The sequence below is a fragment of the Methylomonas defluvii genome (genome assembly GCF_033949435.1).
GTDB classification, from domain to species: Bacteria; Pseudomonadota; Gammaproteobacteria; order Methylococcales; family Methylomonadaceae; genus Methylomonas; species Methylomonas defluvii.
On sequence record NZ_JAXARY010000012.1, the window covers coordinates 104,068 to 119,541 of the forward strand.

The 15,474-nt window shown below is 52.9% G+C and carries 13 protein-coding genes; 10 read left to right on the top strand and 3 right to left on the bottom strand.

What is annotated here, in order from left to right; genetic code table 11:
- Positions 1–115: 115 nt before the first annotated feature.
- Complete coding sequence (locus QLH52_RS14030) at positions 116–1,021, top strand: NACHT domain-containing protein (RefSeq protein ID WP_319961976.1); 906 nt, start codon at positions 116–118, stop codon at positions 1,019–1,021.
- A 294-nt stretch (positions 1,022–1,315) separates the two neighbouring features.
- Here the strand turns inward: QLH52_RS14030 and QLH52_RS14035 are convergent, their stop codons facing one another.
- Positions 1,316–1,672, bottom strand: a complete 357-nt coding sequence (locus QLH52_RS14035) for a hypothetical protein (RefSeq protein WP_319961977.1) — start codon at positions 1,670–1,672, stop codon at positions 1,316–1,318.
- Between the two features lie 32 nt (positions 1,673–1,704).
- Positions 1,705–2,154, bottom strand: a complete 450-nt coding sequence (locus tag QLH52_RS14040; protein ID WP_319961978.1) for a tellurite resistance TerB family protein — start codon at positions 2,152–2,154, stop codon at positions 1,705–1,707.
- A 181-nt stretch (positions 2,155–2,335) separates the two neighbouring features.
- On the opposite strand from QLH52_RS14040, the gene QLH52_RS14045 reads away from it, so the two are divergent.
- Positions 2,336–2,521, top strand: a complete 186-nt coding sequence (locus QLH52_RS14045; protein ID WP_319961979.1) for a hypothetical protein — start codon at positions 2,336–2,338, stop codon at positions 2,519–2,521.
- Between the two features lie 107 nt (positions 2,522–2,628).
- Here the strand turns inward: QLH52_RS14045 and QLH52_RS14050 are convergent, their stop codons facing one another.
- Positions 2,629–4,176: a cation:proton antiporter domain-containing protein gene (locus QLH52_RS14050; protein WP_033155266.1), complete on the bottom strand. Its 1,548-nt coding sequence runs from the start codon at positions 4,174–4,176 to the stop codon at positions 2,629–2,631.
- A gap of 257 nt (positions 4,177–4,433) precedes the next feature.
- Here QLH52_RS14050 and QLH52_RS14055 point away from each other — a divergent pair, with 257 nt between their 5' ends.
- The 8 genes from QLH52_RS14055 to QLH52_RS14090 all read left to right on the top strand — a co-directional run bounded on the left by QLH52_RS14055 (position 4,434) and on the right by QLH52_RS14090 (position 15,443).
- Entirely contained in the window at positions 4,434–5,561 is a 1,128-nt protein-coding gene (locus QLH52_RS14055; protein ID WP_319961980.1) for an aminotransferase class V-fold PLP-dependent enzyme, read from the top strand.
- A 610-nt stretch (positions 5,562–6,171) separates the two neighbouring features.
- The gene (locus QLH52_RS14060; RefSeq protein WP_319961981.1) at positions 6,172–6,828 is read left to right on the top strand and encodes a hypothetical protein; all 657 of its coding nucleotides are present in this window, start codon (positions 6,172–6,174) and stop codon (positions 6,826–6,828) included.
- A gap of 518 nt (positions 6,829–7,346) precedes the next feature.
- Positions 7,347–7,436: a potassium-transporting ATPase subunit F gene (locus tag QLH52_RS14065; protein ID WP_033155269.1), complete on the top strand. Its 90-nt coding sequence runs from the start codon at positions 7,347–7,349 to the stop codon at positions 7,434–7,436.
- A complete protein-coding gene (kdpA, locus tag QLH52_RS14070) occupies positions 7,436–9,253 on the top strand; it encodes a potassium-transporting ATPase subunit KdpA (RefSeq protein ID WP_319961982.1) in 1,818 nt (605 codons plus the stop codon). Before QLH52_RS14065 ends, kdpA begins: the two co-directional genes overlap by 1 nt.
- Before the next feature lie 19 nt (positions 9,254–9,272).
- Entirely contained in the window at positions 9,273–11,384 is a 2,112-nt protein-coding gene (gene kdpB / locus QLH52_RS14075) for a potassium-transporting ATPase subunit KdpB (RefSeq protein WP_319961983.1), read from the top strand.
- Between the two features lie 10 nt (positions 11,385–11,394).
- Complete coding sequence (gene kdpC / locus QLH52_RS14080) at positions 11,395–11,985, top strand: potassium-transporting ATPase subunit KdpC (RefSeq protein ID WP_319961984.1); 591 nt, start codon at positions 11,395–11,397, stop codon at positions 11,983–11,985.
- The gene (locus tag QLH52_RS14085) at positions 11,982–14,720 is read left to right on the top strand and encodes a sensor histidine kinase KdpD (RefSeq protein WP_319961985.1); all 2,739 of its coding nucleotides are present in this window, start codon (positions 11,982–11,984) and stop codon (positions 14,718–14,720) included. Before kdpC ends, QLH52_RS14085 begins: the two co-directional genes overlap by 4 nt.
- Positions 14,721–14,744: 24 nt before the next feature.
- Complete coding sequence (locus tag QLH52_RS14090) at positions 14,745–15,443, top strand: response regulator (RefSeq protein WP_101055320.1); 699 nt, start codon at positions 14,745–14,747, stop codon at positions 15,441–15,443.
- The last annotated feature ends 31 nt before the right edge of the window (positions 15,444–15,474 follow it).

A 15,474-nucleotide genomic window follows, 5' to 3' on the forward strand; every position in this document is an offset into this window, starting at 1 on the left:
AATACTAGATGGCCTTGATGAAATATACAATACTATTCCCAAAATAATTCCGGCCATATCGGAGTTTAAAAAGAAAAATCCAACTTCTCAGCTTATTATTTCAAGCAGAGATTGCGTGAGTTATCTAAAAGAAATCGAATTTCTAGGTATCACACTTTTGCCATTCACAAGAGAACAGCTTAACAAGTTTATAGGAGGATGGTTTTCCGATAAAAACAAAGCCATGAGTCTTCTAGAAGCAATAGAGGCTAGAAATCTTTATGAGCACGTCAAAACGCCATTGTTAGCCACTATTTTATGCTCTCTTGTTGAAAAAGGTGTCAATGCACCATCAAGTGAAAATGAAATATATTCTGAACGGTTAAGACTATTAACAGGAGAGTATGATTTATACAAGAACATCGCGCGACAGAAGCAAAAGGCTGACTTACTCAAAAAATGTGCGGTAAAATTAGCGTTTTATATGCATAAAACTGGCGTTAGAAACTTAGCTAAAAAAGACATTATAAATGCTTTAGTGCCTACATTATCTGAACACTATAATCAAGACCTTCTTGAAAACTGCGTAGAAGAATTAATATCTCCCTGTAATATTCTTGCCCTAGACCCTATAACAAAGACATATTCCTTTGGACACTTTAGATTTCAAGAACACTTGGTTTCAGAAGAGCTGAAATACAATCGAAATATAGACCTATCGGAACTAGTCATATACGACTGGTGGAGAGGAGTATTATGTTTGTATGCACAAGAAAATGAGATTTCCGCTATTATTGAAGATACATATAAAAGGTATGGACACTTTAAAAACGCAAAAATAACTTTAGAGGCAATGATAGAAAACACGTCTCAGAAGCATCAAAAAAATTTAAAAAATTTATTGTCTGGATATTTAAAATCAGATCGCATGGATAGTATGTTTACAGAGTATAGCGACGAGATACGAGCGTGGGATTACTGTATTGATAGATATAGCGATGACGTTGACAATGATTTAACAAACTTATACTTTAATTTTTAGCCCAATAGATACTTAGCCCGTACCTTCCAGCTTTCGCCGCCATAATGCTCTTCTAATAGTACGTGACTACTGCCGGCTTTGCCAAGATGTGGCTCCCAAACTCCAGCTTGGGAACCAGAAAAAGAAGGATTTCATACTGCTATTAACCCGACCCTATTTATCACTGGTATTCCGTTCAGGCTGAGTTCATCGAAGCCTTGGCGGGCATGTCCTTCGACAAGCTCAGTACCCTCAAGGGCATAAAGGCGAACGGTATTTAAGGGCCGGTTTAATAAAAATCTTTTCCAACGCATCTTATTCAGCCATCAACCCGGCGATTTGGGCTTTGGCGTTACATTGGCCGATGGCCTCGGCTATCTGAGACGGCGTGAGTTGATGTTTAACGGCAACCGTTCCATGCCAATCGAATGCTAGATATTCCTTTTGCGCAAACGTGGCAATCTGGCACTTTTTAGCGGGCGAGTTGGCAAACGGCATTGAGCTATCGGCCGGCAAGGGCTCCATGTCTTCCGAACTAGGTGCGTAAATCAAAAAATCGCCGTTCATCGCCAGGACTGCGCGGTATTGCTGGGCGGTGGTGAAATACAAATCACCTACCTCAATTTCAGCTTCTTTTAGCCACAGATTTTTGTTTTTCTTAGTCTTTTTCATGGGGTGCTTCATTTAAACAGGTCTGGGGATTTTCAAGTATCGGGATTCGCGCGCAGTTTGGCCAGAATAAAATCGGTATGCGAGACACCAAGCAGGTCGGCAATCTTCCGCACCAGATATTCCTCTTGTGGATCGATAGTGCCGTCGGCATAAGCGATTTGCCAGAGAGATTTAACAAACTTTATCTTTTCTTCAGGACCAAGGCATTGGTTGATTGTTGAGGTAAATTCGTAATAGTCAACCGCCTGCTGACGCTTGTGTTCCGCCTTGGCCATCAAGGCCTCAGCCTGTTCGGTGGAGAGCGAAAAGCACTTTTGCACCAAGGACAGGATTTTGGTCCGTTCGACATCTTGACAGACATCGTCCATGGTCATCATTTCGGTCATTAAGGCAGTCAAAGCCTCTTGAAGCTTTGCTTCCGCAGCCTCCGGTGACGGTAAGGACAGGTGTTTTTCAAAAAACAGTTTAATTTGCTCGAGCATATTGGGTTTGGCATACGTTGCAGATAATTAAATAACCCGTTAATCCTATTGCACGGCCCCTATTTCCGAAGATTGTCATTCCGCCTAGGATCGCCGTAATCCAAATGCCATCGCGTGGTTAAGGCAGCAATAAGAAACCGGCAATAAAGTGAAATCTCCCAAGCTAACCAGCCTAAGCGTAATGAACACTCAAACCGCCAAAATCGACAATCACAAAGCCAAGTTGCCGAAAAAGCTTTATATCGCAACCGATGGCTCGTTGAAGTCATGCGTTACCGGGCCATTGCTGGAGCTGCCTATCGATTTTCAGGCGTGGCCATCAATGGACACCAGCAACATCGTTTTGTTTGTCAGCAAAGCCGCTTAGTCTCGCTACAAACCCGGGTATTTTAGCGGTTTGCCCTTGGTTACGCTGAAAGCGGGCCTTAAGCAGCAAACACCTGGATTCGCTGCCCATCCAAGATCAGCAGCTCTTCACTGGCTTGATTGCTCCCGGCGATTCAGCATCAGGTGGGCAAGACGATTACCAGCTTCAATCAAGGGATGGATCACAAAATTGGCGCCCGCTTTTGATAATTGCTGCTCTTCCACACCGTGGTAACAAATACTGCTGATCTGCCCCGTGAAACCGCGCTTCCTAAGCTGAGCCACCGCGGTCAAACGCACCTCGAATGCCGGCACCGTCAGGATAATGCCTTTAACCTTATGCAAGGGTAAACCGCTCCATAATTCGGTGTCCTCGGCGTCCCCGTAGAGCACGCGGCGGCCGGCGGCAAGATGATATTCCAACACGGTAGGGTCGGCATCCAAGCCAACCACCCGCTGCTCCTGCTGGCACAGGGTTTTATAGACCACACCACCGGTTCGGCCCATGCCTATCACCAGCCATTCGGCGGCGCCGAACGAATCCGGCAGGCGATCCGGGTGGTCAGACTTTCTTTCAAACCTCACCAGCAGTGGCTCTACCCAGGAAAACAAGCGATGGGAATAACGGTTTAACGGTGCGGCAATGGCCAGCGAACCGGCCACCGCCAAACTGATGATAGCGTTCCATTCCGCTGGCAACAGTTGAGCTTTGACGACGGCGCTGGTGGTAATCAGCGAAAATTCGCTGTACGTCGTCAAGGCCAAGGACGATACGAAAGCAGTACGCGCCCGGAGTCCGGCGACCACAAATAGACCAAAGAACAGCGCACATTGCAAAGGCAACAACGCCAGCAATTGCAAGGCGTCCATAATCTGCGCCCGGTTCGGTAAGTCACTGACACCAATCTGCAAGAAGAACGCCACCAAAAACAGCTCTTTCAAGCCCCAGAGTCTGTCGCTTAACTCCTTGATCCTGGGATGATTAGCCAACATCACGCCGGTCAACAAAGCGCCAATATCCGCGGCAATACCGACACTTTCCGCGGCGACGCCGCCAGCCAACGCCAGCGTTACCCCCAACAGCAATTTCAGTTCCGAAGATCGGCTGACCGACAATACCCGATGCGCTATCGGCCGTAACAGCGGCACCAGTAACAAAGCCAATGCCCAAGGCGTAGGCTGCCTGCCTTCCGCCAGCGCCAACAAACCGATTGCCACGATGTCCTGCAAAATCAGGATACTCATGACATCCCGACCATGCAGCGACGACAATTCGCCGTTATCTTCCAGCACCTTGATCGCCAACACGGTGCTGGAAAACGCCAAACTGAGCCCCAGCACCAAGCCGCCGGTCACTCGCTGCTCTAGCCACAGAAACACCAGCGCGGAAATCAACGCCATCAACATTAAATGCAAGCCACCGACGCTAAGCACTTCGCGACGAATCAGCGAACTGGGCTTGAGTTTTAAACCAACCGAAAACAACAATAATTCAATACCGATCTCCGCCAAATGGTGAAGATCCGGTAATACCGCTATGCCCAGGGCATGTAATACGTAACCAGCGACCAAATAACCAACCAGCGGCGGAAAAGACAGGCGGCTGGCTACCAAACCAGCGATATATGCCGTACTAATCCAAGTTAATTCCATCATATCGATCAACCAAAATAAAAACGCCGTTTAATATATCGGGATCGTAACCTGTTTTAAAAGGTTACTGGCTAATTTTTAAACAGATACGCCACTTGCGCCTGGATTTTCCGGACGATCTAGGCCCCACTATTTTCGCGGAAATCCCAAATTTTAGCCGTCCGAGCAAGCCCATCATCTGTACAGAAGGTTGATAGGCCGAGTGTTTTACCGCATCATCCTTTATAGATTCGCCCTCCCCCTTTTTACCGGTACGCAACATGAAACACCCCGAATTCCCGTTAACCGACGAGCTGATTTATCTCAACCACGCTGCCGTAGCCCCCTGGCCGAAACGCACCAGCGCAGCGGTAATCCAATTTGCCGAACAAAACATCCAGTTCGGTTCGCATTACTATCTGGATTGGTTGAAAAAGGAAAACGAAATCCGCCGCCAATTACAGGCCTTACTGAATGCACCCTCGGCCAACGATATTGCCCTGGTGAAAAACACCTCGGAAGCCTTGTCTTTCGTGGCCTTTGGCTTACCCTGGCAAGCCGGCGACAACATCGTCTCCAGCAACGAAGAATTCCCGTCCAACCGCCTGCCCTGGCAAGCCTTGGCCGAGCGCGGCGTCGAGTTTAGAGAAGCCGATTTGCACAGTGCCGCAACCCCGGAAGATGCTCTGTTTGCGCGGGTGGATGGCAATACCCGTTTGTTGACCATCAGTTCCATTCAATTCGCCTCCGGCCTGCGCATGGATCTGGAACGCATCGGCGAATTTTGCAAACAGCGCGGCATCCTGTTTTGCATCGACGCGATTCAAAGCTTGGGCGCGGTGCAATTTGATGTGCAAGCTTATCACGCCGATTTCGTGATGGCCGACGGCCATAAATGGCTGTTCGGCCCGGAAGGCCTGGGGGTGTTTTATACCAATCCGGCCGCGCGCGACCGGCTAAAGCTGAGCCAATTCGGCTGGCACATGATGAAAGACACCCATAACTACGAAAATCGGCCATGGCAGATCCATCCCGGCGCCCGCCGTTTCGAATGTGGCAGCCCGAACATGTTAGGCATTCACGCCTTGTCCGCCAGTTTGTCTTTATTGCTGGAAACCGGCATGCCAACGGTTGAGGCCCTGGTTCTGGAACGCAGTAACTACCTGCGCGACGCCATCAGCACCAACGCCGAGCTGATTTTACTGTCGCAGCGGCACAGCCGTTTGCAGTCCGGCATCGTCAACTTCAAACACCGATCCATAGACAATGAGGTGCTTTATAAGCATTTGCAAAAAAATGGTGTGGTTTGTGCCATGCGCGGCGGCGGGATTCGCTTTTCGGCGCATTTTTACAATACATTGGCGGAATTGGATCGGGCGCTAATACTGGCCACAGCCGTTTCGGAATGACGTTCGCCGAACTGCATTGGTACGAATATTCTCGCTAACTTTTGCCTGATTAAACGGGCCGAAGGCATAGACAGCCGCTTTGGCCTGACTTCCATAGCACCTGTGCGGGTTTCCGGCCGCTGCGAGGGCGTCCTAAAAAGTCCCGGCGGCATATAAAATTCCCGCGTCTGCGTCCCCCAATATCCCGAATGCACATCCGGCGGGCAGGAAGGCGCCGCCAAGCGGTTTAGCGGTGCCGCCACAAGAACCGGCGGCACCACTGGACATCTCGTGCTTGCATTCTGGATGTTTTTACATGCCAACGGCGCGCTTTAAAATGCGGTTGCAGTCACGGGAAGTGCGGTCTCATTCATTTGATGAACACATTACCGTCGATAGACCCAACTACTTGATAACGGCTGCCAGAACAAACGTCTTGTTACGGAGCAGGACCCTCTCCTGATTTTTTGTATAAAAATCGGAGATGCGCTTGGTCAATGGACAAATTCTGTTTGACCGGCATCATCAGTTCTACCTTTCCCCTACCCCTTTGTGCAGTTTTCGCAAGCTATTGGCTTCGTTAGACTCACCCCTCAATGTAGTCACCACCTCAAACAATCAGGAGAATTGAATGAAAAAGACACTGTTTCCGGCGATCGGAATGTTACTTGCCGGTTTGGCAAACTCGGGCCATGCTGCCGTCACCACCATTGATTTCAACAGCATTGCTTTACATCCCACCAATCACGAAATTACAGTGCCCAAACCCTATTTGGAAGACGGCTTCAAGTTGAGCACGCTGGCCGGGGTGTCATTCCAGTTAAGCGGTGGCACCCTCTACGCGATCATGCCTGCCAGCCCTTATTGGACCGGCAGCGTCGGTTTGTATTCCGGGGTAGTCACCAATCAAGGTAGCGTCTTTTTACTGGAAAAACAGGATGGCGGTTCGTTTGACTTACTCAGTATGGACGCGGCGTCGTTTTGGACAATTGCCAGCGGCCGGCAGTTCTCTGTTTATGGCTACCCGCAAGCCGGCGGCTTCGTCAGCCAGTCATTCCTGCTTGACGCGACCACAAATACGCTGGAAACCCTTTATTTCAACGATTCCTTCAAAAACCTGAATAAAATTATCTTCAGCTCTACCTATGCCCAGGTGGACAACATCAAACTGGGCCTTGCTTCGCCGATTTCGTCCGTACCACTTCCCGGCGCGGCATGGCTGCTGCTGAGCGGCTTGGGATTCATCAGTCGGCGTAATATCACCAAGGCATTACGCTGGTCCCGTTAAACGCAACTGGTTAATTCGTCGCGTTTCAAGACTGTAAGGCTAAATCCACAGGGCGACAATAGACAAAGGCATATTTCGCCCTGTGGCGGCGCTGATTAATCCGGTCCTTTACCGTTCGCCCTAACGCAGGGCTAACCACCTCAGGCTCCGCCGGGCTCAGCCCGAATGGCGTATCAGCGATGAATAGGGCCGGGTTAATTACTTACGGCGCAATACCCGCAGGCTATTGCGTCCTTGACCACGAACTACCGTCAATCGGCAAAACAATTCAGCCATCAATCCCGAATTAATCCCGCCAAAGCAAGAGCAAGTTTCCCAACAGAAAAGCCTTCTTGATCAACAAATTCGATTGAGTTTTATGTTTTCTTAACGAATATCCCAAGAATTTTTACGACATTTTTACCCGCCAATCGGTAGATTGTGACTCAGGCGATCAGCGGCAAAACCGCCAAAATTTTGGACTGTTTGACGTATTCGCCCGTCTAAAAAATGCTTAAGCATCTTTGCAGGAGGTCTATATGAGCGGGATTTATCTATTAAGCGGCGGCTTGGCGCTGCTGGTGTTTATTTATCTAGTGGTCGCGCTGTTTTATCCGGAGAAATTCTGATGAACGAAGCCGGCTTTCTACAAATTTTTATCTATCTGCTGACCTTACTGCTACTGAGCAAGCCGCTGGGTACGTACATGGCACGGGTGTATCAAGACGAATCCATCGTCGCCAACACTTGGCTTGCCGCGCTTGAGCGCGGGCTGTATCGGCTGTGCGGCATCCAAATCCAGCAAGACATGCGCTGGCAGCAATACGCAGGTGCATTGCTAGTCTTTAACGTGCTGGGTTTACTGGTGGTTTATGGCTTGCAAACCTGCCAAGACCTGTTGCCGCTCAATCCGCAAGCCTTACCGACCATCAACTCCGACTCAGCGTTGAATACCGCGATCAGTTTTGCCACCAACACCAATTGGCAAGGCTATGCCGGTGAGGCCAGCATGAGTTATCTCACGCAAATGCTAGGGTTAACCGTGCAGAACTTTTTATCGGCGGCCAGCGGTATGGCAGTGTTGGTGGCCTTGATACGCGGTTTCAGCCGGCGTAACACCAACGCTATCGGCAATTTCTGGGTAGATATGACCCGCTCGACCTTGTATATCCTGTTGCCGCTTTCATTGCTGCTGGCCGTCGTGCTGGTGGGGCAAGGCGTGGTGCAAACTTTTGATCGCTATGCCACCGTCAAGCTGCAAGAACCGCTAACTTACTCGGCACCAGCAATTGATGCGGATGGGCACGCTGTTCTGGATGCACAAGGTCAACCCGTCACTCAAAGCCAACAAAGCCAACAAAGCCAGGAACAAACCCTGGCCTTGGGCCCGGCGGCCTCGCAAATCGCCATCAAGCAGCTTGGTACCAACGGCGGCGGTTTTTTTAATGCCAACTCGGCGCATCCTTACGAAAACCCCACCCCGCTAAGCAATTTTTTGGAAATGCTTGCCATCCTGTTAATCCCCGCCGCGCTATGCCATACCTTTGGTTTTCTGGTCGGCGATAGCCGGCAAGGCTGGGCACTGTTGGCAGCGATGACTCTAGTGTTTGTAGCGCTGGTGTTCGTCACCGTACCCGCCGAACAGCACGGCAATCCGGCGCTGGCGAGTTTGGGCGTTGATCAAGCCGCGTCCAATCAACAAGCCGGCGGCAATATGGAAGGTAAGGAAGCCCGCTTCGGCATCGTCAATTCCGCACTGTGGGCAGTAGCGACCACCGCCGCCTCCAACGGCTCGGTGAACGCCATGCATGACTCGTTCACTCCCATCGGCGGCATGATCCCCATGTGGTTGATCCAACTGGGCGAAGTGATCTTCGGCGGTGTCGGCTCGGGTCTTTACGGCATGATCGTGTTCGCGCTGGTGGCAGTGTTTATCGCCGGATTGATGATAGGCCGGACGCCGGAATATCTGGGTAAAAAAATCGAAGCCTTTGAAATGCAGATGGCGGCGGTAATTATTTTAATTCCCCCGCTCTTAGTGCTGGGCGGCACGGCGATAGCCCTAATGACCGAAGCCGGCAAGGCATCCATCCTCAATCCAGGCGCCCACGGCTTTAGCGAAGTGCTGTATGCCTTGTCATCCGCCGGCAATAACAACGGCAGCGCCTTCGCCGGTTTATCGGCCAATGTGCCGTTTTATAACTACCTGCTGGGCTTGGCCATGCTGGTATCGCGTTACGGGTTGATGATTCCGGTATTAGCCATCGCCGGCTCGCTGGCCGCCAAAAAACACGTACCGGTCGGCCCCGGCACCTTACCCACCCATACGCCTTTATTCGCGGTGTTGCTGATTATCACGGTGTTAATGGTCGGCGCGCTGACTTTTGTCCCGGCGCTGGCCTTAGGCCCTATCGTCGAGCAGTTGCACATGCTCGCTCATTCTTGATTTCATAGCAGGTAAGCATATGACTCACAAAGCGCTCTCGTCTTCCTTATTCGACCCTGACCTGCTTAAGCAAGCGGTTTGGGAAGCCTTTAAAAAACTGACGCCGCAGCAACAATGGAAAAATCCGGTGATGTTTGTCGTGTATCTGGGCAGCCTGCTAACTACGCTGTTATGGCTGCAAGCTTTGGCCGGCGATAGCGAAGAACCGGCTGGATTTATTTTAACCATCACAGTCTGGTTGTGGTTTACCGTGCTGTTCGCTAATTTCGCCGAAGCCGCCGCGGAAGGCCGCAGCAAAGCGCAGGCGGCTTTCTTGCGCACCGCCAAGCGCGATATTGCCGCCAAGAAGCTGGATGAACCGCGTTACGGTAGTAACTACACCAAAATCGCCGGATCCAGCCTGGTGAAAGGCGATGTGGTGCTGATCGAAGCCGGGGATTTTGTGCCGGGCGATGGCGATGTCATCGAAGGCGTGGCCTCGGTGGACGAAAGCGCCATCACCGGCGAAAGCGCGCCGGTGATCCGTGAATCGGGCGGCGACTTCAGCTCGGTCACCGGCGGTACTCGGGTATTATCGGATTGGCTGGTGGTGCGGATTTCCGCTAACCCCGGCGAGACCTTTCTGGACCGGATGATTTCGATGGTGGAAGGCGCGAAACGGCAGAAAACTCCGAATGAGATTGCCTTGACCATCCTGCTGGTGGCGCTGACGCTGGTGTTTTTAATGGCCACGGTAACCTTACTGCCTTTCTCGTTGTATAGCGTGGAAATGGCCGGCGCGGGCCACCCAATTTCGATCACCGTGCTGGTGGCTCTGTTGGTGTGCTTGATTCCCACCACCATAGGCGGCTTGCTGTCGGCTATCGGTGTGGCCGGGATCGGCCGGATGATGCAGAAAAATGTCATTGCCACCTCCGGCCGCGCCGTGGAAGCGGCCGGCGATGTGGATGTACTGTTATTGGATAAAACCGGCACCATTACTTTAGGCAATCGGCAGGCTGCGGCTTTCATACCAGCCAAGGGTATCAGCGAGAAGCAGTTGGCCGATGCCGCGCAACTGGCCTCGTTGACCGACGAAACCCCGGAAGGCCGCAGCATCGTCGTGCTGGCCAAACAAAAGTTTGGTTTGCGCGAGCGCGACGTGCAATCCCTGGGCGCGACTTTTATCCACTTCAGCGCCCAAACCCGGATGAGCGGGGTCAATTTCCCCTCACCCCAGCCCTCTCCCGAAGGGCGAGGGAGCGAAAACATGCGGCAAATCCGCAAGGGTGCCGAGGATGCGATTAAACAGTATGTGACCGAACAAGGCGGCCGCTTTCCCGACGAAATCCAGAAAATGGTCGTCGACGTGGCGCGGCGCGGCAGCACGCCGCTGGTGGTAGCCGATGGCAAGCAGGCCCTGGGCGTCATCGAATTAAAAGACATCGTCAAAGGCGGCATCAAGGAACGCTTTATCGAACTGCGGCAGATGGGCATCAAAACCATCATGATCACCGGCGACAATCGCCTAACCGCTGCGGCGATTGCCGCCGAGGCCGGCGTGGATGACTTTCTGGCCGAAGCGACGCCAGAGGCCAAGCTGGCTTTGATTCGTCAGCATCAAGCAGATGGCCGCTTGGTAGCCATGACCGGCGACGGCACCAACGACGCACCGGCACTGGCGCAAGCCGACGTGGCGGTGGCGATGAACAGCGGCACCCAGGCCGCCAAGGAAGCCGGGAATATGGTCGATCTGGATTCCAACCCGACCAAATTGATCGAGATCGTCGAAACCGGCAAGCAAATGTTGATGACGCGCGGGGCCTTGACCACCTTCAGCGTAGCCAACGACGTGGCAAAATATTTCGCTATCATCCCGGCCGCCTTTGCCACCACCTATCCGGCTTTGAACGTTTTGAACGTCATGGGTTTGGCCACCCCGGCCAGCGCTATACTGTCGGCGGTGATATTCAATGCGCTGATCATCATCGCCTTGATCCCGCTGGCTTTGAAAGGCATCAAATATCAGCCGCTCGGCGCTGAAAAACTGTTGCAAAATAATTTGCTGGTCTACGGTGTTGGCGGTTTGATAGTGCCGTTTATCGGTATCAAGGCGATTGATTTAATTCTGGTAACGATGAATCTGGTGTAGGGAGAACAACATGACAAGCTATTTCAGACCTGCTGCCACCCTCCTGTTGCTCATGACCTTTCTCACCGGCGGCCTCTATCCGGCGCTGGTTACTTTGCTGGCGCAAAGCGTTTTTCCTGCCCAAGCCAACGGTAGCCTGATACAAGACAAACAAGGCCAAGCCATCGGCTCTGCTCTAATCGGTCAAAGCTTCAGCCAGGCCCGCTATTTTTGGGGCCGGCCGTCGGCGACCGCGCCCTACCCTTACAATGCCGCCGCCTCCGGTGGTTCCAACCTCGGCCCGACCAATCCGGCCTTGAGCGACGCGGTAAAACTGCGCATTCGAGCACTACAGCAACTCGACCCGGACAATCGTGCTCTGGTGCCTGTGGATTTGGTTACCGCATCCGCCAGCGGATTGGACCCGCACATCAGTATTGCGGCGGCCCATTACCAAATCAAGCGCGTAGCCAAAGCGCGCAAATTGCCGGAAAGTGTCGTTCGGGATTTGGTCGAATCGCATAGCGAACCAAGGCAATGGCGAATATTCGGCGAACCTAGAGTCAATGTCTTGAGTTTAAATCTGGCTTTGGACGCCTACTCGCAAGCCGCCAGACCATGAACGAACAACGCCTGGACCCCGATCAACTTCTGGCCCGCGTCGAACGCGACAAAGCCAAGGCCAAACGCGGCCGCCTGAAGATTTTTTTTGGTGCGGCGGCCGGGGTCGGGAAAAGCTATGCGATGTTGCTAGCGGCGCGCGAACGCCGCGCGGAAAATCTCGATGTGATCGTCGGCTTGGTAGAAACCCATGGTCGTGCGGACACCGAAGCACTGTTGGCGGGCTTGGAAATCCTCCCAACCCGCAAGATCGACTACAAAGGCGCCGTGTTGCAGGAGTTTGATATTGATGCGGCCTTAAAACGCCGGCCGGCCATCATTTTGGTCGACGAGTTGGCGCACACCAACGCCCCCGGCTCGCGCCATCCGAAACGCTGGCAAGATATTCGCGAATTGCTGGAAGCCGGGATTGATGTGTATACCGCGCTGAACGTGCAACACCTGGAAAGCCTGAACGACGATGTAGGGCAGATTGCCGGCATCCGTATCTGGGAAACTGTGCCGGACACAGTATTCGAGGACGCCGACGAAGTCGAGCTGGTGGATTTGCCCCCGGACGAATTGTTGCTGCGCTTACGAGAAGGCAAAGTCTATTTGCCGCAGCAAGCCCAACACGCGATTCAGAATTTTTTCCGTAAAGGCAATCTGATTGCGCTACGCGAACTGGCCTTGCGGCAAACCACCAATCGCGTCGACGCGCAGATGCTGGATTATCGTGAAGACAATGCGATTCGCGAAGTCTGGCAGGTCAACGAAAGGCTGATGGTGTGCATCGGCCCGAATGTGCTGGCTGAGCGTCTGGTCAGAGCCGGCAAGCGCTTGGCGACTAGTCTGCGCTCGGCCTGGATCGTGGTATACGTGGAAACGCCCGAATTAGCGCGCTTGCCCGCCGAAAAGCGCGACGGTATTTTGCGGGTTTTGCGGCTGGCAGAACAGCTTGGCGCCGAAACGGTGACACTCAGCGCGCCGGAGATGAGCGAAGCGCTCATCCGCTTTGCCCGCGAACGCAATATCAACAAAATCGTGGTCGGTAAGCCCAGCCGGCGCGGCTGGCGGCGCTGGCTGTTGGGTTCCGTGGTGGATGTGCTGATCAGCCACGCTCACAATATCAATATTTACCTGCTGGGCAGCCCGCAACTGGGCGAACGCGAGGAACTGGAAGCCGAGCTGTCTTTATTCAAGAAATCACCCCTGCCCGGCCTGCGACAACGCATCCCCAGTAAAACTCGCCGACGCTATCGCGGCTATCTGTGGGCGATGGGAGTGACCTTGCTCTGCACGGCGGTGGGCAAGATGTTGTTCGGCAAGGTGGAACTGGCCAATGTGGTGATGGTGTATTTACTCGGTGTGGTGTTTGTCGCCACCCATTTCGGGCGCGGGCCTTCGGTGTTGGCTTCCTTGCTCAGCGTCGGCGTATTCGACGTGCTGTTCGTGCAGCCTTTCTACAGTCTGTCGGTAGCCGATAGCCAATATCTGATCACGTTGTTGGCCATGCTGGTGGTGGCTTTTGTCATCAGCAATCTGATGGTCAACGTCCGCGCGCAGGCCAAGGTTGCCGCGCATCGCGAACGCCGCGCCGCGGCCTTATACGCGATGAGCAAGGAGCTGGCGGTGGCGCAAAGCGAACAGCAGATCGTCGCGACCGCTGTTAAACATCTATACGCCGAATTCAGCAGCCGCAATGTCATTTTATTTGCCAACGCGGGCGGACGGCTGGTCTATCCCAAACAACACAGCCTGCCTCAATCCTTGCGCGGCACGGATTTGAGTGTGGCGCAGTGGGTCTACGATCATAACGAAATGGCCGGGCACGGCACCCATACCTTACCCGGCAGCGCGGCGATTTATTTTCCGATTCAAGACGAAGACAAGGCCATCGGCGTATTGGCGCTGTTACCGGTCAATTTACGCCGGGTGTTTTTGCCGGAGCAGCAAAAATTACTGGAAACCTTTTTGCGGCAAATCGGCCAGGCCGTCGCCCGTTTACGCTTTGCCGAACAGGCCAAATCAACGCAATTACAAATCGAGGCCGAACGGCTGCGCAACTCCTTACTCAGCGCAATTTCTCACGACTTGCGGACCCCGTTGTCGACGATCATCGGCTCAGCCAGCGCCTTAGTCGAAGACGAAGGCCATTTACAAGCCCAGCACCGGCTGGAACTCGGCCGTGCCATCTATGATGAAGCCGAACGCATGGCCAATTTGGTGAATAATATTCTGGACATGGCCAGACTCGACGCCGGCGTGGTGGAATTAAACAAACAGTGGCATCCTGTCGAAGAAATTATCGGCACGGTGCTGACCCGTTTGCAAAAACACTTGGCCGGACGAAAGGTCAGCGTCAGCCTGCCGCCCGGCATTCCATTGGTGTTTGTCGATGCGGTGATGATAGAGCAGGTGTTGATTAATCTATTGGAAAACGCCGTGCGCTATACCGCTGCGGGTTCCGAACTTGAAGTGTTTGCCCAATACGTCGGCAATACGATGGAAATTTCGGTCGCCGATCACGGCCCCGGTATTCCCAAAGGTCTGGAGGATAAATTGTTCGAGAAATTTTACCAAGCCCGTCATGAATCGGCGCAAAGCGGCGTCGGCTTGGGGCTGGCGATTTGCCGAGCCATTGTCGAAGTGCATGGCGGCCGGATTCGCGCTAACAACAAACCGGGGGGCGGTGCGATCTTTACCTTCGCGCTACCCAACGACGAATCCCCTCCGCTTATGGAGCCGGAGGAATGAACATAATCCCACTGGATTTTGGCCATGGCTAAAACGCATCCCGTTATTATCGTGATCGAAGACGATCCACCGATCCGGCGCTTTTTGCGTACCAGTCTGGCGACGCACGACTTTGCGGTATTCGAAGCCGAGACCGGCAAACAAGGCCTGATTGAAGCCGGCGTGCGTAAACCGGATTTGCTGATTCTGGATTTAGGCTTGCCGGATATGGATGGCGTCGAGGTGATCAAGAGTGTGCGCGGCTGGTCGGCCATGCCTATCATCGTGCTGTCGGCGCGCAGTAACGAACAGCAAAAAATCGACGCCTTGGACGCTGGCGCGGACGATTACCTAACCAAGCCGTTTGGATTTGGCGAGCTGTTGGCGCGCATACGGGTGGCTTTGCGGCATGCCAGCCGACCGGCGGAACATGCTCAGGACGAGGTGTTTGTCGTTGATGCACTGAAAGTGGATTTGCGCAATCGGGTAGTCAGCGTCGATGGCAACGACATTCATCTGACGCCGATTCAATACCGCTTGCTCTGCGTGCTGATCAAGCATGCCGGCAAAGTTTTGACGCATCAGCAAATTTTGAAGGAAGTGTGGGGGCCGTCGTATCAGGAAAATCCGCATTACTTGCGGATTTACATGAGCCAATTGCGGCAAAAGCTGGAAAGCGATCCGACTCAGCCGAAATATTTGCTGACCGAGTCGGGTGTGGGCTATCGCTTTAAAGTGGGTTAAGCGACTATCGCCGTCTGATGGCCGCAGTGCG

Excerpts from the sequence above, each read along its gene's own strand:
- QLH52_RS14035 (WP_319961977.1), bottom strand. The coding sequence starts at position 1,672 with ATGAAAAAGACTAAGAAAAACAAAAATCTGTGGCTAAAAGAAGCTGAA.
- QLH52_RS14040 (WP_319961978.1), bottom strand. The coding sequence starts at position 2,154 with ATGCTCGAGCAAATTAAACTGTTTTTTGAAAAACACCTGTCCTTACCG.
- QLH52_RS14045 (WP_319961979.1), top strand. The coding sequence starts at position 2,336 with ATGAACACTCAAACCGCCAAAATCGACAATCACAAAGCCAAGTTGCCG.
- QLH52_RS14050 (WP_033155266.1), bottom strand. The coding sequence starts at position 4,176 with ATGATGGAATTAACTTGGATTAGTACGGCATATATCGCTGGTTTGGTA.
- QLH52_RS14055 (WP_319961980.1), top strand. The coding sequence starts at position 4,434 with ATGAAACACCCCGAATTCCCGTTAACCGACGAGCTGATTTATCTCAAC.
- QLH52_RS14060 (WP_319961981.1), top strand. The coding sequence starts at position 6,172 with ATGAAAAAGACACTGTTTCCGGCGATCGGAATGTTACTTGCCGGTTTG.
- QLH52_RS14065 (WP_033155269.1), top strand. The coding sequence starts at position 7,347 with ATGAGCGGGATTTATCTATTAAGCGGCGGCTTGGCGCTGCTGGTGTTT.
- kdpA (WP_319961982.1), top strand. The coding sequence starts at position 7,436 with ATGAACGAAGCCGGCTTTCTACAAATTTTTATCTATCTGCTGACCTTA.
- kdpB (WP_319961983.1), top strand. The coding sequence starts at position 9,273 with ATGACTCACAAAGCGCTCTCGTCTTCCTTATTCGACCCTGACCTGCTT.
- kdpC (WP_319961984.1), top strand. The coding sequence starts at position 11,395 with ATGACAAGCTATTTCAGACCTGCTGCCACCCTCCTGTTGCTCATGACC.
- QLH52_RS14085 (WP_319961985.1), top strand. The coding sequence starts at position 11,982 with ATGAACGAACAACGCCTGGACCCCGATCAACTTCTGGCCCGCGTCGAA.
- QLH52_RS14090 (WP_101055320.1), top strand. The coding sequence starts at position 14,745 with ATGGCTAAAACGCATCCCGTTATTATCGTGATCGAAGACGATCCACCG.